The sequence below is a fragment of the Brevibacterium paucivorans genome (assembly GCF_016907735.1).
In the GTDB taxonomy this organism is placed as follows: domain Bacteria; phylum Actinomycetota; class Actinomycetes; order Actinomycetales; family Brevibacteriaceae; genus Brevibacterium; species Brevibacterium paucivorans.
On sequence record NZ_JAFBCP010000001.1, the window covers coordinates 720,132 to 742,606 of the forward strand.

Annotated in this window: 18 protein-coding genes; 5 read left to right on the top strand and 13 right to left on the bottom strand. The window is 57.8% G+C overall.

From position 1 onward, the window contains the following. Nucleotides 1–31: 31 nt before the first annotated feature. The 13 genes from JOE56_RS03385 to JOE56_RS03445 all read right to left on the bottom strand — a co-directional run bounded on the left by JOE56_RS03385 (nt 32) and on the right by JOE56_RS03445 (nt 16,179). The gene (locus tag JOE56_RS03385) at nt 32–931 is read right to left on the bottom strand and encodes a lytic transglycosylase domain-containing protein (protein ID WP_204514831.1); all 900 of its coding nucleotides are present in this window, start codon (nt 929–931) and stop codon (nt 32–34) included. Beyond that, complete coding sequence (locus JOE56_RS03390; protein WP_204514832.1) at nt 931–2,856, bottom strand: hypothetical protein; 1,926 nt, start codon at nt 2,854–2,856, stop codon at nt 931–933. The genes JOE56_RS03385 and JOE56_RS03390 overlap by 1 nt, the downstream gene beginning before the upstream one ends. After that, nucleotides 2,853–3,695: an anchored repeat-type ABC transporter permease subunit gene (locus JOE56_RS03395; RefSeq protein ID WP_204514833.1), complete on the bottom strand. Its 843-nt coding sequence runs from the start codon at nt 3,693–3,695 to the stop codon at nt 2,853–2,855. Before JOE56_RS03395 ends, JOE56_RS03390 begins: the two co-directional genes overlap by 4 nt. Continuing rightward, complete coding sequence (locus JOE56_RS03400; protein ID WP_102239146.1) at nt 3,692–4,429, bottom strand: anchored repeat-type ABC transporter ATP-binding subunit; 738 nt, start codon at nt 4,427–4,429, stop codon at nt 3,692–3,694. The genes JOE56_RS03395 and JOE56_RS03400 overlap by 4 nt, the downstream gene beginning before the upstream one ends. Beyond that, complete coding sequence (locus JOE56_RS03405) at nt 4,426–5,421, bottom strand: choice-of-anchor M domain-containing protein (protein ID WP_204514834.1); 996 nt, start codon at nt 5,419–5,421, stop codon at nt 4,426–4,428. Before JOE56_RS03405 ends, JOE56_RS03400 begins: the two co-directional genes overlap by 4 nt. Beyond that, on the bottom strand, nt 5,418–6,995 hold the full coding sequence (locus JOE56_RS03410; RefSeq protein WP_204514835.1) for an anchored repeat ABC transporter, substrate-binding protein: 1,578 nt from the start codon (nt 6,993–6,995) through the stop codon (nt 5,418–5,420). Before JOE56_RS03410 ends, JOE56_RS03405 begins: the two co-directional genes overlap by 4 nt. After that, nucleotides 6,992–9,706: a TIGR03773 family transporter-associated surface protein gene (locus tag JOE56_RS03415; protein ID WP_204514836.1), complete on the bottom strand. Its 2,715-nt coding sequence runs from the start codon at nt 9,704–9,706 to the stop codon at nt 6,992–6,994. The genes JOE56_RS03410 and JOE56_RS03415 overlap by 4 nt, the downstream gene beginning before the upstream one ends. Nucleotides 9,707–9,873: 167 nt before the next feature. Further along, the gene (groL, locus tag JOE56_RS03420) at nt 9,874–11,472 is read right to left on the bottom strand and encodes a chaperonin GroEL (protein WP_204514837.1); all 1,599 of its coding nucleotides are present in this window, start codon (nt 11,470–11,472) and stop codon (nt 9,874–9,876) included. A gap of 42 nt (nt 11,473–11,514) precedes the next feature. Next, nucleotides 11,515–11,808 carry a co-chaperone GroES gene (gene groES / locus JOE56_RS03425; RefSeq protein ID WP_102239141.1) on the bottom strand — a complete coding sequence of 98 codons (294 nt, stop codon included), beginning with the start codon at nt 11,806–11,808 and terminating at the stop codon, nt 11,515–11,517. A gap of 269 nt (nt 11,809–12,077) precedes the next feature. Beyond that, on the bottom strand, nt 12,078–13,016 hold the full coding sequence (locus JOE56_RS03430; protein WP_204514838.1) for a TatD family hydrolase: 939 nt from the start codon (nt 13,014–13,016) through the stop codon (nt 12,078–12,080). Further along, nucleotides 13,016–14,599, bottom strand: a complete 1,584-nt coding sequence (gene metG / locus JOE56_RS03435) for a methionine--tRNA ligase (RefSeq protein WP_204514839.1) — start codon at nt 14,597–14,599, stop codon at nt 13,016–13,018. The genes JOE56_RS03430 and metG overlap by 1 nt, the downstream gene beginning before the upstream one ends. An 18-nt stretch (nt 14,600–14,617) precedes the next feature. Next, nucleotides 14,618–15,457: a 16S rRNA (cytidine(1402)-2'-O)-methyltransferase gene (gene rsmI, locus JOE56_RS03440; protein ID WP_204514840.1), complete on the bottom strand. Its 840-nt coding sequence runs from the start codon at nt 15,455–15,457 to the stop codon at nt 14,618–14,620. A gap of 62 nt (nt 15,458–15,519) precedes the next feature. Then, on the bottom strand, nt 15,520–16,179 hold the full coding sequence (locus tag JOE56_RS03445; RefSeq protein WP_204514841.1) for a DUF4190 domain-containing protein: 660 nt from the start codon (nt 16,177–16,179) through the stop codon (nt 15,520–15,522). Nucleotides 16,180–16,241: 62 nt separating this feature from the next. On the opposite strand from JOE56_RS03445, the gene JOE56_RS03450 reads away from it, so the two are divergent. The 5 genes from JOE56_RS03450 (at nt 16,242) to JOE56_RS03470 (ending at nt 22,474) form a co-directional block, all read left to right on the top strand. Next, nucleotides 16,242–17,789, top strand: coding sequence for a phospholipid carrier-dependent glycosyltransferase (locus JOE56_RS03450; RefSeq protein ID WP_204514842.1), 1,548 nt, complete (start codon nt 16,242–16,244; stop codon nt 17,787–17,789). 89 nt (nt 17,790–17,878) lie between these two features. Further along, nucleotides 17,879–19,060, top strand: a complete 1,182-nt coding sequence (locus JOE56_RS03455) for a cytidylyltransferase domain-containing protein (RefSeq protein WP_204514843.1) — start codon at nt 17,879–17,881, stop codon at nt 19,058–19,060. Nucleotides 19,061–19,114: 54 nt separating this feature from the next. Next, a complete protein-coding gene (locus JOE56_RS03460; RefSeq protein WP_204514844.1) occupies nt 19,115–19,996 on the top strand; it encodes an N-acetylneuraminate synthase family protein in 882 nt (293 codons plus the stop codon). Nucleotides 19,997–20,054: 58 nt separating this feature from the next. Then, nucleotides 20,055–21,047 (top strand): glycosyltransferase, encoded by a 993-nt coding sequence (locus JOE56_RS03465; protein ID WP_204514845.1) that lies wholly within the window; start codon nt 20,055–20,057, stop codon nt 21,045–21,047. Continuing rightward, a complete protein-coding gene (locus JOE56_RS03470; RefSeq protein ID WP_204514846.1) occupies nt 21,044–22,474 on the top strand; it encodes a polysialyltransferase family glycosyltransferase in 1,431 nt (476 codons plus the stop codon). Before JOE56_RS03465 ends, JOE56_RS03470 begins: the two co-directional genes overlap by 4 nt. Nucleotide 22,475: the final 1 nt, after the last annotated feature.

Below are 22,475 nucleotides of genomic sequence, written 5' to 3' on the forward strand. Positions count from 1 at the left end.
CGAAACAGCGCAAAACGAGCGAGACTACGCACTATATTGCGCCGTTTTGCTCGCTTTGCGCCGGCTGACCCACGACTTGGGCAATGCGTTGCGCTTCATTCGCTACGTCGCGCACGTATTGATCGGACGGGTTGTAGGCCTTGATCGCGTCCGTGTACCCGTTCAGGTCGCTCAGGTTCCGGTTGTTCGCGCACAGAAAAGCCGCCGCTGACGCTGTCGCGTCGTCAATGTTGTGCGGATCTTTCGTGCCGTCGCCGTTGCCGTCCACTGCCACCTGATTCCATGTTGCGGGGATGAACTGCATGGGGCCCACAGCTCGGTCGTGTGTGCGGTCGCCGTCGAGTCGCCCTCCGTCAGTGTCGCGGATATGCGCCGTACCTTCACCACGCAGTTGAACACCAAAAAGGTGGGGCGTAACCTCGCCGGAGTCGTTCACGCTGGCACCTTTGTAGCGCCCGTGATCGGTCTCGATTTTGCCGATTCCAGCCAACGTATTCCACGACAACCCGCACTGCGGACTGCGCTGAGCAGCCCACACCGTTGCCGCGACATACGCCTGCAAGACACGCTTGGGGATCCCCGATTTCTCACTCGTCTCGCGCAACCACGGGTTATCGACGGCAACCCCACCTGCCACTGGGTCAACGGCAGGCATGGAGGGCACAACCGGCGCTGGAATCTCCACAACTTCCTCGGCCTGGCTGTCCGCCCCGTCCGTGCGGAGGTTTACAAACACCAGCCCTGCAAGTACGACCATCGCAATCGACATCGCCATGAGCGGGATTGCCCACCACCGTGATACCCCCGCCGAGGTCGTCGCCGCCTTCGTACTGACCTTGGCTTTCGTACTGGCCTTGGGTTTCGTCGTGACCTTGGGGATTTCGACGGTGTCGTGCAGGCTGCTGGCGTAGCGTTCGTCTTCACGGTGCATTATGAGTCCTCCCTGACCCACACGCGGGCGGCCAAGATGGCCAGTGCAACGCTGCATGCGAGCGCTGCCCCAAAGACTCCCCACCACCAGTTCGACGGCCCTTCGACCGAGCGCGTTTCTGGGGCCGCTTGGCGAGGTTCCGCCGGCGGGTTAGCACGCACAATGTCGCCAGTAATCGAGGCCGCTTGGCAGTGACCAATGAGCGCGCCCAGGGGCGAGCCGGCCACCTGAGCTGGCAGTTTCTTACCCACGTTGAACCGAAGGAGAACTGTGGCCCGGCGTTCGTGCCCGTGAACTTCGCGAGTCAGCGTTTCAAACTCCACGTCATACGCACCCGGTTGGTTAAACATGAAGGTGGGGGTGCTGAACTGCCCAGGTGTGACCGTCGACTGTGACCCTTGACGAAGGTTCTTGGTGTTTTTCCCTAGCGCATCTTTTTGCTGAATGAGGACGCTGCCCGGTCCGCTCACACGGGTGAGCGTCACCTCCATAGACTTCACGAGCGCCGGGTCCAGGTCGTTTGCGCTCCACCCCACTGCGGGCGCGTTTTGGCCACCGGTTGCCCATACCTGAGATCCGGGGGTGGCGAATTCTTTGTCCTGCGTTGTTGAAGGTGTGAACGCGGTGCGCGCTGAATCTGGCACGGTGACGTTGACGGTTGAGGGTGCGCGTTCTGCCCCGTTCACTTTGACCTGGGTGGGGTTGATGAGCACCTGACCTTGAGTCACGTCAACCATTTGCCCGTCACCTGCCGGTGCGCACACGTTGGCAGCAACCGGCTGGAAGGGCAGTGCGGCGGGAGTCGGCACGGTCACGCCCGGCGCGGCGCCGTATTGGCCAGGCATGTTGCCCGAGGTGTCACCCGCCTCCCCAGGGTCCGTTGCGTCTTCGTTGTCGGCGCCTTTGTCGTCGGTCGACGTGTCGTGAGAATCGGAGGGGCTTTCGGCAGGGTCCCGAGGTACCGGGCTCGTGGGGCCACACTGTGAGTCCGCCACCTGACCTTCTGCCTCCCGGTTGCCCGTATCCCCGCCATCAGCATCCCCGTCACCAGCATCCTGGCCGTCCGCCGCCCGGTCGTCAGCCACCTCGGCCCCTTTTGCGGTGACCGTCAGCATCCCGTTGCGCGCCGGTTTCGTGGCGTCGTCCCTGTACATGGAGTAGGCGACGCAGTGGGTTCCCGGCTCTGAAAACGTCAAGTGCAGCGGCTCGATCGTTGGGGCCGAAATGTCGTAGGCGAACGCGTCCCCACGGGCCGCGATGTTCCCGCCTTTAGTGCGGTTGGGGTTGATGACGCCCATGGTTCCGTGTCCGTCGTGTCGGAATGCCATGCGCACGCGCCCATCCAGTCCGCGTGCGTCAAAATCGGCGTTGGCAACGTACCCCGCCGAGGTGTTTTCTGCCTTGACCGTGTGTTGTTTGGCTCCCGGCTCAGGGGGTTTGATGCGGTACTTCTCGTCGAGGTCGGTTGGGCAGTCTGCTGGGTCGGTGTCGATCGTGGTGGTGTCGTCTGTGGATTCGACCCGGATGGTTTGGGTGTGCTGCCGTGGCTCCGTTTTGCCAAGAGAGTGCGCGTGGATGCTCAAGCAGTAGGTGCCAGGGGTGGCTTTCACCTGCACACTCACCGGTTGCGACGGCTTCGTCTGCACCGCAAACGGCAAGTGTTCCCCGTCGAAGGTCACTTCGTCAGAGATGGTGCGAGGGTCAGTGTCACCCGCGGGCTCAGAGGTGCCAGAATCACCTACTTTCGCACCGGCAGACACGCTCAGTGTCACTGGCCCCGCCACCTTCCACTCTTTCGCATTCAGAGTGAGTTCGTTGTCACGTGCTTCAAACACTGCGTTGGCGTACGCCGGTTGAGGTGTCACGTGTGGCCCAAACACCAGCGCCATGACAGCACAGATTGCTACCCAGAATCGACTTGTCACAGACGCGCCACCATCCCGTGTCGTGGGGCAAACAGCCATGCGAGCAGGAAGAAGCTGGTGAGCACCAGGACGATCGTTCCACCTACGGGGAAGTCAGCGGTCCATGAAATATAGAGACCAATGAACGCCGACACTGCTCCCAGCGCGGGTGCCAGGAACATCATGGTGGAGAGTTTGTCGGTGAGCAGCCGCGCGGTTGCCGCCGGGGTGATGAGCAACGACAGTACCAGGATGTTTCCAATGGTCCTGATCGAGACAACGATTGCCAAGGTCACCGCAATGTAGAGGACGATGTCCAGCCAGAAGACTCGGAGCCCCAACGCTCGCGCGTATTCACGGTCAATGCTCACCGTGACCAGGTCGCGCAAGAAAACCATGAGCACCGCGATCACGACGCAAGCGGTGATAGCCACAACGTAGACGTCTGATGTGGGGATACCTGTGATCGACCCGAACAGAAAGTCCGTGAGCGACCCTGCGTAGCCGGGGGACTGCGAAATGATGACGATTCCCAACGCGAACGCCGCCACGAAGAACACACCAATGACCGAGTCTTCTTTGAGCCTGCGGAACTGCGAAAAGATCGCCACCAAAAGTGCCGTCACAACACCGGCGATCGCGCCACCCACGACCAAGTTTCCGCCTACCACGAACGCGACGGCAAGCCCCGGAAACACCGAGTGAGCCACCGCGTCACCAATGAAGCTCATGCCGCGCAACACCACGAAGCAGCCCACGACACCGCACAGAATGCTCGCCATCGTAGCGACCATGAGTGCCTTGGGCAGAAAAACCAGCAGCGGGTTGGTGAGGTCTGCGAAGAAGTCGAACACGCTCATGCGCTCACCCCCAGTGCAGTCAGCAGAGGTGACTGCGGTTTGAGGCTGAACACATCGCACCACAGTTGCGGGTCGGTCAGGTTGTGTGGTGAGTCGTACGCTCGGATGTTGCCTTTGAGCATCGCAATGTGTGTACACGTGTGCATGGCCGCCACCAGATCGTGGGTGGCCATGAGCACCACGGTGCCTTCCTTTGCAAGGGAGATAAACAGGTCAGTGAGCAGTTCCTGGGTGGGCACGTCAACGCCGGTGAAGGGTTCGTCCAGCACCAGCAACTGCGGATGCGAGACAAGTGCGCGAGCCACCAAGACACGTTGCTTTTGCCCCCCAGACAATTCGGCAACGGGACGGTCCTTGACCTCTGAAAGATGTACTTGTTTGAGCGCGTTATTGACCGCTTTGTAATCCTCGACGGTGGGGCGTTGCCACAGCTTGAAGCGCTTTCCGGTCAGCACGGTGTCTTCAACCGAAATCGGGAAGTCCCACGCGAACTCGTGCTTTTGGGGCACGTACCCAACACCCACCTCGGCCTGCAAAGTCACCTTCCCGCGGCACGGAATCAGCCCCAGGATGGAGCGCAACAGGGTGGTCTTTCCAGCCCCGTTGGGACCCACGAGACCTACGAAGCTGCCCGCGGAGATCTCCAGGTTGAGGTTCTCAAGAACCGACCGCCCGCCCAGTTTTGTACACAGGTCGCGGACGTCTAAAACGGTGGTCGTGTCGTGTGCGCTCACTCGTCCATCCCTGCGGCCTTCTTGCGCTTGCGTGCGTTCGCTGACATGACGACGACTGAGATCACGGCGATGAGGAAAACGCCGCCCACTCCCGCCGCGATCAGCGGCAGCGCAGAGTTGCCGTCCGACTTCCCGGCGGCTTTGTTGTCTTCCGCGTTTTCGTTCTGCCCGGATTCGTTGGAAGCGTCGTCTGAGCCCTCCCACTGCATGCTGGCGGCTTTGTCTACGTCAGCTTGGTCTCCCACGGCAAGGCGAATGGTTTGGGTATCTTCTAATTTTTCGCCCGAGGTGGTTTTCGCACTCACGGACATCTTCACCAAATACTCCCCCGGCTTGGTGAATACCCAGTTGGCGTGCGTGTGAGTGTTGAGGTCCACCGAGGCGTCGCGCTGCTGGTCATCCCACACGACCTGTGGGGCACCAAATCCGCCGTTTTGCAGGTACACGACCATGTCGCCGGGACCCTGCACGCCACGTAGAGACAAGGTGACGTTTCCATCGACTTCGTTGACGAAGCTGGGGTTCTGAGTGTTCCACCCCAGCCACACGACACCGGGTTGTTCGACCTGCGGGATCACCCACACGTCATCGCCCGCGTTGGCTGGAATGAACGAGTACTGTTCATCGTCTGGCATCTGAATCTTGCCGCCCTGATCAACGACTTTGAGCACGGTCTTGTCCAGGTGTCGCCACACGGGTGGGTTAGCGGTGTCGTCGCGAGCCACGAGTTCAGTCTTGCCGTCCGTAAGGCGTGGGCCAATGTCCACGTGACCGGCGTCGATCGTCGCCTGGTCCTCGCTGAGCTCTTCGGAATCGGAGACGTTCTGTTTGAGCTTTTCTTCTTCGTCTTCAGCACCGTTGCCTGCAGGTTGGTTTCCCGTGGCATGAGCCGCGGTCGCTGTGAGGGTGGAGGAAGCGGTAACCGCGGCGGGGCTCATTACCCCTACAGCTAGTAACGTGCATGCGATCGCTGTCAGTCGAATCGCTTTCATGTCAGGCATCCTTTCAATGATTGTGCGTTGAACCGCATGAGCTCTTCGTATGTGGTGACGCGGGAGTCAAACGCGTCCGAGTAGATGTCGCACACGCTCACATTCGCTTCGTCCGCGACTGTTCTGAGCGTGAGCGACCTACCCAATTGCGGTTCAACGAAGACCGCTGGGACTTTAAGGTTGCGAATGGTGTCGGCGAGCCGAATTCGATCAGTGACACTGGGTTCTACGGCGGGGTTGGGGGTGACGAACCCGGCAATGTCCACGTCGTATGCCGCGCCGAGGTACGCAAACGCGTCATGCGTGGTGATGAGGTGGCGTTTGTCTTTGGGGATAGACGCAAGGGTGTCGCGTACTTCGCGGTCTAGTGCGTCCAACCTGTCCACGTACCGTTTGGCGTTCGCCTCATATGTGCGTGCGTTGTCTGGGTCGGCGTGGGCAAGCGTGTCACGGATGAGTTTGACGTATGCGATTGCGTTGCTCACGTCATGCCACAGGTGCGGGTCCATTTCGCCGTGTACGTGCTTCCCTAGAACCGCTTGCGGCAACAGGTACGTGGACGACCCTGGTTCGCCTAAGAACTTCGAACCGCGTGGGATTTCCTGCCACGCTTTGTTGGTCACGGAAATAACAGTGTCGTCTGGGTCCAGACTGTCGTGGCCGGCAACGTTGCGTTCGTATGAGCTTTCGCCGAGGTCGGAGCTGGTTTCCTTTTCCGAGTCGGCAAACACGGTGAGGCGTTTGGTGTCGAGGTCGGTGGTGAGGTCCGCGTGGCCTTCGTCGATGATGCGTTTGTTTTTCAGCTGTGGGTCGGAGTGAGGGTCGACCCCAACGGCGAAGGTGTACGTACCCTTTCCGATGTAGGTTTCGTTTTCCGGGTCGGTGGCGAGGTGTGTTTCGAACGTGACCTTGTACACCCCGGGCTTGGAAAACGCCCAGCTCAAGTGGGTGTGTGCATTGACCGGCAGGGTCGCCACGTCAGAGTCTCCCGCACCGTCTGAGCTGTCAAAGTACAGGGTGTTCTGCCCCAACGCTTGCGTGAGAAACCCGTGGACGGTGCCCCCGGAAGGGGCAACGACCTCGGTCATTTTCATCCGTACTTCACTGGCACGGTCCGCACCCAACTCACTACCGGCACCTGAAACGCGCAACCCCAGCCACACGGTGTCAAGAGTCACGTCCTCGACCAATGGGATGACGCGCGCGGAGTACTTGGTAGCACCTTCCGCCAGCCCAATGTTGGGCGCGTCCGGTGGGATGTTTGCGTCCAGGGTTTTGATGAGTTTGTGTTCTTCCAGCATGACGTAGTTGGAGAAGGCGACGTCGGAATACACGATGTTGCGGACATCGCGCAGGGTGGGTTCGTAGGAGTGCGGGTCCGCGTTGGCAGGTACCAACGGAACCACGTTCGCCGCATCACCGGCAACGTTCTTCACCAGGTCAGCGATGATGCCGGTCGTGGCAACCACCTGAAGCTGGTCTGTGTTCCGGTGGGTGTACGCACTCCCCTGACACCCCGCGGCCAGCACCGTCACAAGGACAGCGCTGACCGCGAGGAACGTACGCCTGATCATGAACGGCGGCGACGTTGCGAAACTACGGCAACGATTCCGATCCCTACGAGCAGACCACCACCGATCAGACCGGCGGAGATTCCGGAAACACCTGTGCGTGGCAAGGATGGGCGGGCACAGTTGTCCATGTTGCCGGCATCCGCGTTGCTGACGGGAGCGGTTGAGTCACCGCCGTTGGCGTCAGCGGTTGCCTGGTCCGAGGTGGCCGGATCGCCCTGCTGGTCCGCTGGCTGGTCGCCGGACTGTGCGTCAGCGTTCTGATCGGGCGCCGACTGGCCAGTTGGGGTGATGTTTCCAGCTCCGGCCTTCGCAGACTGCCCCACTTCGAAGTTCAGGGTTCCGGTGGCCTGGCTGGTGGATCCGTCCTTGAGTTTCACGGTGAACGTCAGAGTCGCGGTGTAATTACCGGGGGCCGAGAACACCCAGTTGCCGTGTTCGTGTGTGCGCAGAGGAATGTCGTAGGAGTCCCCGGCGTTACGGAATACGTGTTTCACGCTTCCGCCACCTAGACCACCGCCGCCAACAAACACGTTGAGTTTGCCGGGACCGTTGAGCGAATCGAGTCGCATGGTGACTTTCGTTGCGTTATTCACGAGTTGTTCGTCTTGCGTGTTCCATCCCAACCATGGAACTTGCGACTCTTGCGTTTGGCCGATCATGTAAATGTCGGCTCCTGGTTTGCCCAAGAATCCGAATTCGGCTGGGACCTTCTTCTTCGACGCGTCTCCCAGGACGAACGTCATGTCTGATGGGTTGCGCCACACGGGTGGCGAGGTGCGGTCGTCTTTCACTTCCGCGGTTGCGCGCTTCCCGTTGAGGCGGGCACCAAAGTCGAAGTGACCGTCAGTCACGCGAACACGCTGGCCTGCGGGGGCTTGCTGGCCGCTTCCACCGCCTGTGCTCCCGTTGTTTCCTTGGCTCGCACCGGAGTTGCTTTGGCCACTGGCGTCAGTGCCCTGGCCGGCTGCACCAGATGCGTCGGTTGGGACACATACAACGGGAGCCTGTGCGGGTGCGGAGTTGTTGTTGGCACCTGCGCCACCGCTGTTGCCGGCGTTGGCGTTGTCGGCATTTCCGCCGTTCCCCTCAGCGTCGTCACCTGAGCCAACTTTAAGGGTGACTGGTTCAGATTCGACGCGTTCGTCGCCTGATGTGTGTACAGCACGAAACTGAACGCCGTCGAACTCTTTAGTCAGAGACGGAATGATGATCTGGCGTGAGGATACTGCCTTCTTACCGTCTTTGTATTCCATCCATTTTTCAGACTCCGACGCGCGGGTTTCCCACACCAGTTTTCCTGCGACTTTAAGCGGTTGACCGCCGTTATCTGAGGTTTGGCTGTAGGTGGCTTCTGCGCGTGCGTCTTGGCCTTCGACGTATTCGTCTTGGTCCAAGGTCGTGGTGAGTGTGAAGTCGTACTGAGAGTCGTCCTCGTCGGATGGGGATTCCGAGGTGGAAGGCTCTGGTTCCTGTGGCTCTTGGGGCTCCTGCGGAGCCTCGGATTCACCTGGTTCGACCTTCAGTTCTACTTCGTTTGACCGTGTTTCCCCGGCATAGACGGCGCGAAACGCGGTGCCCGAGTCAGTTGCTTCGAGGTTTTCGATGCGGAGTTCTTTTCCTTGAGCCGCTTCAACGGGTTCCCACGTGTCTGAACCAGGTGCTTTGCGTTCCCACGACACTAGTCCGTTTTCGTCGCCACCGTTCACCGTGGCGCTAAGTACCGCTGTGTCACCGGCGGCGTATTGCTCTTTGTCAGCTTTCGCCTCGATGGCGACACCCGGTTGTTGTGGTGCCGGCTGTTCTGGTTTGCCGCTTGGTGAGGGGGCGGGCTTATCAGTGGCTGGCGCTGATGGTGGTGTCGTTGGTTCCGAGGTGGGAGCTGGTTTTGGTGTTTGGGTTGTGGGTTTTGGTGCTGGTTTGGGCTTGTCGAGGTCTTCAAGTTCAGCTTTGTTCAGTTTGCCTACAACGAACACGTACTCTTGTTCGCCAGCGACGTCTTTGCCCTTGACTTCTGCGTTTGACTCGAAAACAAGGCGGTAGACACCCGGTTTAGTGAAAACCCAGTTCGCGTGAACGTGAGCGTTTGCGATCTGTTCGTAGCTGGAGTGCTTGGGATCGGTGAGTGAGAAAACTCGTTGCGGTCCACCAAACAAACCGTCTTGGAATACCTCGACGTTGGCACCCTTTGGTGCTTGAGACTTCTTTTGGTTCAGCTGCATGGTGACTTTGCCGCCTTTGACATCCTTTTCAGCGATGTCTTGGGTGTTCCAGCCTGCCCAGAGGCCGTCGTGGTTCTGGCCCTGTGGGATCATCCATGCTTGTTTTCCTGCCGCGTGAGTAAACTCGAATCCTTTGGCAGGTATTTTTCTTTTAAGTGCGTCGTTGACGTGGAAGAGCAGTTCGTTGGCCGGTTCGCGTGCGTGCTCGTACTTGCCATTGGAAGGCGCCCAGTCGACCTTGGAGAACATGTGCATTTTCCCGCCACGAATGCACATGGAAACTGCGTCAGCGTGTTCGGTCTCAACGACGTTGCGTTTACCGATTTTGGGTACGTCTGCACGAAGCCCGGTGGCGTCGGCGCCACAGACGGGTGCAGATGAAGCAGTGTAGGTATTGTCAGTTGGGGTGGCGTGGGCTGCGGTGCCCAGCGCTGATGCTATGAGAGCGACAGAGGTGGCGAATCCCGCCACAGCACGACCAAGAAACAGCACAGTTTCGTCTTTCTATCTCTATTGTCTTTTCCTCCCAAACAGTAAAAACGAAACGTCGTAGTGTCATAGCTTTATGTAAATATACGTGCATATGCGGGGTGAGTGACGGCAGACAAAAATCGGGCCCCAAGCGTGATGCTTGAGGCCCGATTCTTTAGAAGTGACGTTTACTTGTCGTCTTCGTCGTCTTCTTCCTGCTTCTCAACGACCAGTGTTTCGGTGGTGAGAACCAGAGCTGCGATTGATGCAGCGTTGCGCAGTGCCGAACGGGTCACCTTGACTGGGTCAATGATTCCCTGAGCAATCAGGTCACCGTATTCGCCGGTTGCGGCGTTGTATCCCTGACCTGCTTCCAGCTCAGCAACCTTCGATGCAACGACGTAGCCGTCCTGTCCAGCGTTTTCTGCGATCTGGCGCAGTGGCTGAACGATTGCACGGCGAACGATGTTGACACCGGTTGCGGCGTCGTGGTCCTTGCCCAGGTCGTTGCCGTCAAGAACTTTGGCTGCGTGGATTAGAGCGGATCCACCACCAGCAACCACACCTTCTTCGATGGCTGCGCGGGTAGCGGAAACGGCGTCTTCGACGCGGTGCTTACGTTCCTTGAGTTCGACCTCGGTAGCGGCACCCACCTTGATCACTGCAACACCGCCGGCCAGCTTGGCCAGCCGTTCCTGCAACTTCTCCTTGTCCCATGACGAGTCGGTGTTCTCGATTTCGCCACGGATCTGGGCGGTGCGAGCGTCAACGTCGTCCTGCGATCCTCCACCGTCGACAACAGTGGTGTTGTCCTTGGTGACGGTGATGGTGCGGGCGGTACCCAGCTGGTCCAGGGTGACCTGGTCGAGCTTCATACCCATGTCAGCGGTAATGACCTGCCCGCCGGTGAGGATTGCGAGGTCTTCCAGGATCGCCTTGCGACGGTCACCGAATCCGGGGGCCTTCACAGCGGCAACGTTGAGGATTCCACGGATCTTGTTGACAACCAGGGTGGACAGCGCTTCGCCTTCCACGTCCTCGGCAACAATGAACAGTGGCTTTCCAGCCTGCTGCACCTTTTCCAGAACAGGGAGCAGATCCTGAATGTTGGAGATCTTACCCTGGTGGATCAGGATGTATGGGTCTGACAGAACTGCTTCCTGACGGTCAGCGTCGGTCACGAAGTATGGCGACAGGAAGCCCTTGTCGAACTGCATACCTTCAGTGAACTCAAGCTCAACCGAGGATGCCTGTGATTCGTCGATCGTGATGACGCCGTCTTTGCCAACCTTGTCGAAGGCTTCTGCGATCAGTTCACCGATTTCAGGTGACTGAGCTGAAAGAGCTGCAACGTGTGCGATCTCTTTTGAGTCAGCAACTTCGCGTGCGATTTCCTTGAGGCGTTCTTCAACTGCGTCAACAGCTGCTTCAACGCCAGCCTTCAGCTGTCCAGGAGCTGCACCGGCTGCGACGTTGCGCAGACCTTCGTGTACGAGTGCCTGAGCCAAAACGGTTGCGGTGGTGGTTCCGTCACCGGCAACGTCGTTTGTTTTGGTGGCAACTTCTTTTGCCAGCTGAGCGCCCAGGTTTTCGTATGGGTCGTTGAGTTCGACTTCACGTGCGATGGTCACACCATCGTTGGTGATTGTGGGTGCGCCCCACGGCTTGTCAAGAACAACGTTGCGACCGCGTGGGCCCAGTGTCACTTTGACGGTGTCAGCCAGAACGTTTACACCGCGTTCAAGTGCCTTGCGAGCGTCGTCATTGAACTGCAAAGTTTTAGCCATTTTTCACTTCCTTCTAATGAGTGTGAGTGTGTGAAGGTGTGATTAGCCGATTACTGCGAGAACGTCGCGAGCCGAGAGCACCAGGTATTCAGCACCCTGGTACTTCACTTCGGTTCCGCCGTACTTGGAGTAGATGACCTTGTCGCCGACGTTCACGTCAACAGGTACACGGTTTCCGTTGTCTGCTACGCGACCGGGGCCAACTGCGACAACTTCGCCTTCCTGTGGCTTTTCCTTAGCGGTGTCTGGGATAACCAGGCCGGAAGCAGTGGTCTGTTCTGCTTCGAGCTGACGGATTACGATGCGGTCTTCGAGTGGCTTGATAGCTACCGACATGTGACAGTCTCCTTTTGAGTCTGTGTCGAGATGTGTTTTGTGTGCTCTTTGGGCAAGCTCACTCGGTGTTGTTCGTCGTCGCGGGTGCCGAATCAGCATCAAGTTTTAGTGCATCTTGCCGGTGTCTCTAGGTGCCGCCGAGTGCGACACTCACCTCACCGTACGGTTAGCACTCGCATTGCCCAAGTGCTAACTGAAACTCTATTCCGCAGTTGGCACTCTTTCAACTCGAGTGCCAATGTTTCGTCATCCTTGAGCGAACTTTCAGCTCAGAGCGTCAGCTCCCACGGACCGACCGCACGCACGGCGTTCGCGGTGACACGTTCGGCCAGCTCGTCCTCGCTGACTCCGCGCACCTGGGCAAGCGTCCGCACCACGTGCGCAACCATGTATGGCCCACCGGGCTTTCCGCGGTGAGGGTGCGGGGTCAAAAATGGCGCGTCGGTTTCTGTCAGAAGCAGATCAGGCGGGACCACCTCGGCGGCTTCCCTTAACCCATGAGCATTCTTAAAGGTGACGTTGCCAGCAAAGGAGCAGAAGATCCCCAACTTGCCAGCCTCCCTAGCCATGTCAGCGTCACCGGAAAAGCAGTGCAGAATAGTGCGGTCCGGAACACCCGTGTCACGCAGAACCCGGAAAACATCCGCGTGCGCTTCACGGTCGTGGATCTGGAGCGTCAGCCCGTTCCTTTGCGCGATCTCAATGTGCGCCCTAAACGACTCTTCCTGCGCTTTCATATCGCGCGCGGAATCAGCATCCGTGCGGAAGAAATCAAGCCCGGTCTCCCCCACCACGCGCATGCGTTCATGGGACGTGACCAACTCTTCAATCTCGTCCAGCGACTCTTCCAAGATGCCGGCCCGCGCCAGTCTGGGCGCCTCGTTGGGGTGGATCGCAACCCCACCCAGCATCCAGTCACGGCCAGCCTGCGCCTGTTCTTCCACCACACGAGTCGTCCACCGGGCTGCACCCATTTCGCACCCGATTTGCACCACACGGGTCACACCAGTGGCCATTGCGGTGTCATAGAAGAAGTCCAGCGGTGGGAACTTTTCGTCCTCTTCGGGCTCGACTTCCGGGGCAGGTTCGCCTGACTTGATAGGACCGCGAGCGCCGGTACACATATCCAGGTGCGTGTGCGTGTCCACGGCCGGAACCGCGAGTGGTTCCGGCACCGGTGGATATTCTCCGGCAGCGCGAGATGCCATTACTTGGCCCCTCCTGCAGTCCCGGCGTCACCTTCGTTCGGGGCTTCGTACCGTGGGAACACGGGTGCCGGTGCGGGCAATTCCGTTCCAGCTGGCAACCATTGGCCGAGGTCGTTAAACGTCCGCGAGTCCTCGGCAACTCCCAGCTGGGTGAGGACCTTCCCGGTAGATTCGGGCATGACTGGTTGAGCCAGAATCGATACCCGGCGTAGGACTTCGAGCGTGACGTAAAGAACGACACCCATGCGGTCCGGGTCGGTTTTCTTCAGCTTCCACGGCTCTTGAGCCGAGAAGTAGCGGTTCGTTTCCTCCAGCACTCGCCACAGTGCTTCCACGTAACGGTGCAGTTCCTGTACGTCGACGAACGCAGTGACACGCTCCAGCAGGCCGTCGGTGCGTGCAAGCAGAGCACGGTCGTCGTCCGTCAGATCAGCCTCACCCACCTCGGGCACTATTCCGCCCAGGTTCTTGGCGATCATCGAGGTGGAACGCTGAACCAGGTTGCCGTACTCATTGGCCAGGTCTGCGTTCTTGCGCGCAATGATCGACTCGGCTGAGTATGAGCCATCCTGGCCGTAGGAGATTTCGCGAAGCAGGAAGTAACGGAGCGTGTCTAGGCCAAATGCGTCAATGAGATCGTACGGGTCGACAACGTTGCCCACAGATTTGGACATCTTTTCGCCCTTATTGAACAAGAATCCGTGGGCGTGAACGCGCTTGGGCAGTTCCAGCCCTGCGCTAATCAGGAAAGCTGGCCAGTACACGGTGTGGAAACGCAGAATGTCCTTACCCACAACATGCAGCTCAGCCGGCCAGCGGTTCTGGAACTCTTCCGAATCCACCTGCGGATACCCCGCACCCGTGAGGTAGTTGGTCAAAGCGTCGACCCACACGTACATCACGTGCTTGTCGTTGCCGGGTACCGGCACACCCCAGTCGAACGTGGTGCGTGAAATCGACAGGTCTTTCAGGCCGCCTTTGATAAATGACACGACTTCGTTGCGACGCACATCTGGCCCCACCGGGTGCCTACCGAACTCATCGACCGTGTCCAGCCATTCCAACAACCGGTCTTCGTAGGCGGAAAGTTTAAAGAAGTACGATTCTTCTTCCGTCCATTCCACGGGAGTGCCGGTGGAAATCGCGTAACGTTCGCCGTCTTCCCGAACTTCGGTTTCGTCTTCTGTGTAGTAGGCCTCATCGCGCACGGAGTACCAGCCTGCGTAGGCATCGAGGTAAATGTCCCCGGCCTCTTCCATTTTCTTCCACAGCGTTTGGCTGGCTGTGTAGTGATCGGCGTCAGTTGTACGAATGAACCTGTCGTATGACGACCCCAGCGCATCTTGCAGTGCGCGGAAACCTGCCGCGTTCTGGTCAGCAAGTTCCCGTGGCGTAATTCCAGCCTTCTGCGCCGCCTGCTGCATCTTCAGTCCGTGCTCATCTGTTCCGGTCAGCATGAACACGTCTTCGCCACTCAGGCGTTTAAAACGAGCGATCGTGTCAGACGCGATGTATTCGTACGCGTGCCCAATGTGTGGCGAACCGTTGGGGTATGCAATTGCCGTGGTCATGTAGAACGTCATGGCTTCTAGTCTATGCACTCACTTTGCGTGGATGTATTCCTCGTACACGTCGCGGGATTTCAGCCCGTGGATCTTCGCAATATGGGCGGCCGCGTCCTTTGCCCGCATGCCAGACTCCACTAACTGGGCAACGTCTCCAGTGAGGTCCGCCGCCGAGGTGGCACTCACCTCGGGCGCGCCTGCCACCACCAACGTGAGCTCACCTTTCAGACCGTCCCTGGCGACCACTTGTTCGTGGATGCTCTGGGTCGTCCCTCGCAGGGTTTCTTCATACGTTTTGGTGAGTTCCCGGCTCAGCGTCATAGGCCGGTCTGCCCCAAAGTGGGTGACGAAGTCGGCCAGGGTTGTGTGGATCCGGTGTGGGCTTTCGAAGAAGACCATGGTGCGCCGTTCGCTGGCAAGATCTGTTAGCAAGCGCCCGCGTTCCCCAGCCTTGCGAGGAACGAAGCCTTCGAACGTGAAGCGGTCGGACGGCAGACCAGACAGGGCAATAGCAGTAAACACTGCCGACGGCCCCGGAACTGCTGTCACAGGCAAATCGCGTGAAACGACCTCTTTGACCACGTGGTAGCCGGGGTCTGACACTGCCGGCATTCCCGCGTCGGTGAGTAGCACAACCCTGGCACCGTTCTCCACCTGCTGAGCGATCTCACTGGCTTTGGATCGTTCGTTGTGATCAAAAAGGCTCACTAACTTGCCTGAGTACGTGATCCCTAAGCGGGAAGCCAGGCCCATAAAGCGACGGGTATCTTCAGCCGCGATGACGTCGGCAGCTTCGATCTCTGCCCGCATTCGGGGACTCGCGTCGTCGAGATTGCCAATCGGAGTCCCCACAAGCACCAAAGCCGGGCCAGTCATGCACGTGCCCGTGGGTTACAGGTCAACTGGTCCGTCACTCGCTGTGTTCTGTTTCTCAAGCTTCAGCTGGATGCGAGCCCGGCTAGACCGAACATCAAAATGAAGAACAGGATGATCAAAATAAAGCCACCGATCGCAATGTACCCGGTGACGAGCCCACCAATTGCCAGCCCTTTTCCTTCTTGGTCACGTTCCCTACATTGCTTGACCGCAATGTGACCCATGATGACAGGAGCAATACCAGCCCACCCGAGGGGCCAGACGGCCACCAGACTCACGATCCCTGTAATCAGCGCTGCAATAGCCAAGCCGTTTGTTCCGCGACGCACGGGCTGGCCGGGAGCCCCATAGGGCGCCCCGTACGGGGAGGACTGTGAGTCATATGTTGGCGCAGGATTGTATGCCGGGGTGGGGTTAGCTGGTTCGTTCGCAGACGCCCCGTAGTTGCCCGAGGAGTAGTCGCCACCACCGTACGTACTACTTTGGCTACTGCCGTAGTCGCTGGGCGACGAACCGTAGGAAGAAGAACCGTATGCCGGTGAACCAGAGGACGCTGCCCCTGGAGTTGCAGTTCCATACGCCGAACCGCCTGAACCGTGCGAAGCCCCGGGCTTGAAGCTGGCGGGACCCTGACCGCTGGACGATGGGCCAGAATCGTACGAGGGGAGGTCGTTGTACGGGCGGCTCGAGCCCCCACTAGAACCGGGAGTGTTCGACGACATAGTTTCCTTCCTAAGACTGCTAAAACCAAGACTAGTGGAAGTGACATGCGTAAACTAGGCGCGTGGTTTCTTCTAAGCGAATTCCTACTAAACACGTGCTTTCGCATGACGCGCTCCGCAACCCGATTGGGTGGGCGATTGCCACTGGGCTGGCGGTTATTGCGGCGATCTTGCGCATGATTGGTCTGGGCCACCCCAAAGAACTGATTTTTGACGAAACTTACTATGTCAAAGACGCATACTCGCTGTGGAAGTACGGAACGGAACGCGCGTGGCCAGAAGAACCTAACCCCGATTTTGTCACAGGCAACCCCATGCCTTTGGATGATCCCGGATACGTCGTCCACCCGCCGTTAGGCAAGTGGATGCTGTCCGTGGGGCAAATGATTTTTGGCCAGGATTCGTCATTCGGGTGGCGGTTTTCAGCGGCGATAGTTGGCGCATTGACCGTCTTCATCATTGTGCGCTTAGCGATCCGTCTGTTCGGTTCAGTGTGGATGGGCTTCATCGCGGGACTCCTCCTCATGACCGACGGGGAACACTTCGTCCACTCACGCACCGCTCTACTGGACCTGTTCCTCATGTTCTTCGTGCTCCTGGGGTTTTGGCTGCTGGTAATCGACCGTGACTACGCCCGTTCCCGAATGGTGGAACTCACCACCGGCAGTTCGCAAAAGGAATCCGCGGCCCTTTCGACTTTCGGCCCTCACCTGGGGTGGCGCCCGTGGCGTTTGGCTGCCGGCGTTGCACTGGGATGCGCGATGGGCGTCAAATGGTCCGGACTCTACGCTCTTGCCGTGTTCGGGATCATGATCGTGGTGTGGGACGTCCGGAACCGTTACCTGGCGCGGGTGAAGTATCCAGTGCGTGGCATGCTGGTCCGCGATTCCGTTCCCGCCTTTATGTCGCTCGTCCCCGTGGCATTTGTAGCCTATGTTCTGTGCTGGTCGGGATGGATCTTTACGGGCAAGGGCTACGACAGACACTGGGCACAAGAGCATCAGGGCTGGTGGAGCTGGCTCCCCGACTGGATCCCTTCCCTGGCGCATTACCACCATTCGGCGTATAAGTTCCACGTTGGATTGAGTTCCGAACACCCCTATGCGTCAAACCCATGGGGCTGGATTGTGCAGTGGCGACCCACCAGTTTCTATTACCGCTCCCCCGAACCCGGCCAGGACGGTTGCGTTTGGGACAAGTGCTCGGCGGCCATCACCTCGGTGGGCAACCCTGCCTTGTGGGGAGTTGCCACGATCGCGCTAGTGATCGTCGTCCTTGCGTGGTTGGTGCGTCAAGACTGGCGGGCCGGAGGCATTATTGCGGGCATGGTCGCTACCTGGGCTCCGTGGTTTACGTATCAAGACCGCACTATTTTTACTTTCTACACAATCGTCATGGTGCCATTCGTAGTTTTGGCAGTGACGTACTGTTTGGGGCTTGTGTGGGGCCGAGGTCGCCCCACCGGCTCCTTGCGCGCCCGGCGCGTCGTTGTGGGCGTGTTCCTCGCAGTCGCAGTGATACTTTTCGCTTACTTTTGGCCGTTGTATACGGGCATTACCGTGCCGTATGACAGCTGGCGACAGCACATGTTCAACCCGTCGTGGATCTGATGGAGCAATCGGCAAAACGCCATGTCACGACCATGGGACGCGTCCACGGTCTTGTATGGTGAAGGAAACTCTGCGCATAATGGAGGCCTGTGACTACTCAACAGAAAACGCCTAGTACCGTAGCGATCATCCCTGCCCGAGGTGGCTCAAAAGGGGTTCCGCTCAAGAACCTGCAAAAGATTGCCGGTAAGTCTTTGCTCGCACGTGCAATCGAATCTGCTCAGGCTACTCACGGAATCGATTTGGTCGTGGTTTCGACTGATCACGACGGAATTGCAGCGGAAGCTGAGCGACACGGAGCAACAGTAGTTAGGCGCCCTGACGCGATTTCAGGTGACACCGCAACCAGTGAATCTGCGCTCATTTACACATTGGAGCAGCTGGAGAAGCTTCGTGGCACGCAGTTCGACATCACTGTGTTCATGCAGTGCACTTCCCCATTTATTAACCCGCAGAACATGGACAATGCGATCGCTCGCGTCCAGCGCAATGCAGCAGATGTTGTGTTCTCAGCTGTTGAAGACCACAGTTTCCTTTGGACATTGGACGAAGCACACCATGCTGTCGCTGTGGGCCACAGCATGGATTACCGTCCACGCCGTCAAGACCGTCAAAAGCACTTCAACGAAACCGGCGCCTTCTATGTCATGCGCACCGCAGGGTTCATAGAACGCAACCACCGTTTCTTTGGCCGTGTCGAGATCGAGGAAGTTCCGCCAGAAGATGCGCGCGAAATCGACACGATGTCTGACCTCACGCTTTTGCGTGCGATGGCTGCCGGGCGCACGGAAACAACTCACCTGGAGATCGACGCTTTGGTCACCGACTTTGACGGGGTACACACTGACGACGCCGTGCACGTGGATCAAAACGGCGTCGAATCAGTTCGTGTCCACCGAGGCGATGGCATGGGTGTCAGCCGGCTTGTCAAAGCTGAGTTCCCGTTCCTCATTCTTTCCAAAGAACGCAATCCCGTGGTCACGAAGCGTGCAGAAAAACTGCGTGTCGAGGTGGCTCAGGGAATTGACAACAAAGCTCAGGTAATCTCGGAATGGATGGCGGACAAGGGTCTGAATCCTGAACGTGTTGCCTATGTAGGAAATGACATTAACGACTTGGAAGCTTTTAGTGCCGTAGGGTGGCCCATCGCAGTAGCGGATGCGCACCCCAAGGTATTGGCTGCTGCCAGGTTTATCCTCAAGAAGAACGGCGGTCACGGGGCTGTTCGCGAAGTCTGCGACTTGGTGAGCATTCCTGAGGCCACTCAATGACAGTTGTACTGGGAACCCATGGTTCTTGAACACAAAAGGAAGCGAGAGTCTGAAATGACCGCTGAAATTACACCAGTATCGATCGGCGAACACACCGTAGGCGCCGGTCACCCCGTATACCTGATTGGTGAAATTGGCATCAACCACAACGGTGATGTCGAAATCGCTAAGCAGCTCATGGATGTGGCTAAGAAGGCCGGCGCTCAAGCTGTTAAGTTCCAGAAGCGCAACCCTGACGTTGCTGTTCCGGAAGACCAGAAGTCAAAGCCACGGAGCACCCCATGGGGCGAAATGACCTACTTGGAGTACAAATTCCGAGTGGAGTTTGAAGACGCTGAGTACGCAGAGATCGACGCATATGCAAAGGAACTCGGCCTCCAGTGGTTCGCATCCCCATGGGACATTGATTCGGTGAACTTCTTGGAGAAATTCGACGCTGTGACCTACAAGATCGCGTCGGCTTCCATTACTGACGTTCCACTCCTCGAAGCTGTTCGCAACACTGGAAAGCCCGTCATCATGTCCACCGGGATGTCCACGCTGGAACAGATCGACAAGGCTGTTGAGGTCATGGGCAAGGACAACCTGGTGCTCATGCACGCAACCTCCACATACCCGCTTCCGCCTGAAGAAGTGAACCTGTTGGCAATCCCTGCTCTGCGCGAACGTTACGGTGTTCCAGTTGGATACTCTGGCCACGAAATTGGTACTGCAATCTCCGTCGCTGCCGTTGCTCTGGGTGCTGTGACTGTTGAGCGTCACATCACTCTGGACAACGACATGTGGGGATCGGACCAGAAGGCTTCCATGGAGCCTGACGAGTTCATCAAGTTGGGCGAAGAGATCCGCGAAGTCACCACTGCTTTGGGTGACGGTAAGAAGCGCGTTATGCCAGGAGAAGAATCAAAGATCGCTTCCCTGCGCGTCGTCAAGTAACTGATGCTTAAGGTGCGGTCGGTGATCCCGACCGCACCTTTCCATGTCAAGGAGAACCGTGGCAACACCTGAACTTTCACTCATCATTCCTGCCATGAATGCGGCGCCCTACCTCAGCACACTGTTTACGTCTCTGCAACTACAGGGCGACATGAGCAAGGTGCAAGTCATCTTTATCAATGACGGCTCGTCAGATGAAACGCCGCAGATATTGGAAGAGTACGGCCCCCAATTTCCTCACTTTGAGGTCATCACAAATGAAACCAACGTGGGTCTTTCCCAAGGACGCAATCAGGGGATTGACCGTGCACAGGGTCAGTACATCACGTTCCTTGACGGTGACGACTGGATAGCCAAGAACCATCTGCCCACGATTCTTGAGGCTGCACAATCGCTTGATGTGGACTTTCTTCGATTCGATCACACGCAGGTACGGGGAAATAAGCGTGTTTTCCGACGCGCCCCCATGTCCGTGCGGAACCGGCCCCTAAATCCTCGATACGGGATCCTTCCTGTGCACGACTCCACTATGGTGGACTATCCGAACGCTTGGTCTGGCATTTTCCACCGACGGCTTAAAGATTCAGGCTTGTTATACTTCTTAAAGGAGTTACACACAGCAGAAGACCGCGAGTGGACCTGGAGACTCCATTTGAATGCTGACTCTTTTGCCGTGGTTGATGCACCCGGAGTTTTGTACCGTCGCGATGTTGCCGGATCGCTCACTCAGATCGTTGATGAACGTCAGCTAATGTTCACCGATTGCTTCGCCGCAATTTTTCGGAATGTGGCAGCTGATAGAGAAGCAGACAAATGGTGGCAAAAGGCAGTATGTAATTTCTTCGCAATTCTGCAGTTTCAAGTCGATCGACTTGCGGTTGAGGCACCCGAGATGATGAAAAAACTTTATGCACGGAGCCGAGAGGTCTGTGCTATGGCACCCAAAGAGATACTTCTTCGTGAATTTGCCATATCTAAGCCCGCGCGCCAGCGCGCAGTTCTCCCAGCTCTTGGCCACACTGCAGATGCCCTGAAGGAGCTCATCAAGTGAAGCAGATTTTCCTCGCCTCTACTATGTTCCAAATCGCCAACCTGGCTGCCGGCATCGACTCGGGTGCATACGACAAGGGATATTCGCCTGCCGCCACCATTGAAGGCGCCGGCAAGCCTGACCCATATTTTGAACCACCCAGTGAGCGGATTCTGTTACTCTCCAACAACGCGGTCGTTCTTGAGGCTGCTACGCCACTCGACCAGGCGCCAGGCGCCGATTCTCTGCTCACACGTTTTGACCGAGTGATCCATCTCAACGAGTTCCTTGCCCCAAACCACCCAAACACCTGGGCACCACGCGGAGAAGACCTTCCATTGTGGGAATCGCATTTGCGTTCGCGCTGGGATCTGGGTGACGAAGCCATTGAGCTAGTCGTGGAATCTCCTCAGGTGAATCCTGCGATCGCGCTTGGTCGCATCTTCTACGACGCAATGATTCGCGTTCATTCGGACGGCCTCATGAGTTACGGTCCTACGCGCAGTTTTATTCCACTGACTAACGGCCAGCGGGTGACGTCTTTGCATTATCTGCCACTTGTTGAAGGGCTCGTGCCTCGTCTGTTAAACGAGTATGAGGTCACGCCGATTGCTCTTGACCGCCAGGCGTTTGTCAAAGTCGTTGACGAGATCGTAAACGACACTGATCTGGGTCTAACCGATGAAATCAAAGCGCTTGACTCGTCAACTACGGCCATGGCATTTGGTCAGTATCTTTCCGCATTAGGAATCCTGACGCCCCAAGAAGAACACGATCTACACCGGGATTTTATCTCTGTAGCCCACGAGGCAGGAATGACGGCCGTGGTGTTCAAGCCGCATCCCGCTTCGCCACCAGACATGGTGCAAGCACTGAGCACCCATGCTCAAGAACTGGGAATCAGCTTTTTTGTGTACAGCTCCCCGGTGATTGCCGAAGTTGCTGTCGCGGTGCTCAAACCGGCGTTAGTTATTGGATGTTTTTCAACGGCACTGGTCACCGCCCGCGCACTGTACGGCATCCCAGCAAAAGCAGTACAGACAGACCTGCTCTTAGAACGCATCACGCCTTATCAGAACTCCAACCGTATTCCCGTAACGATCGCCGATGCTACACTCGACGGTTCGAATGCGCAGCTCTCATCTGAACAGGTCAAGGAGCTACAAGCACTGATCGACTCCGTGTCGTACGCAATGCAACCAAAAATTGCGTTCCGTCTGCGAGAGACAGCCCACGATTTCCTCAGCAAGAGACGTGGCTCGAACACCATGAAGTACTTTAAGAAACGTCGCCTCACTTCACTCGATTTGCCTGGCGGTCTCCCAAAGCGCAACCGACCTCGCACAGTACTTCGCAAATCGCTGTACGCTGGAAAAGCGCTGGCACGTGAGACATACAAATCATTCAAGAAGACGCAAAGTGCCAAACGAGCCACACCGAAGGGCTGAC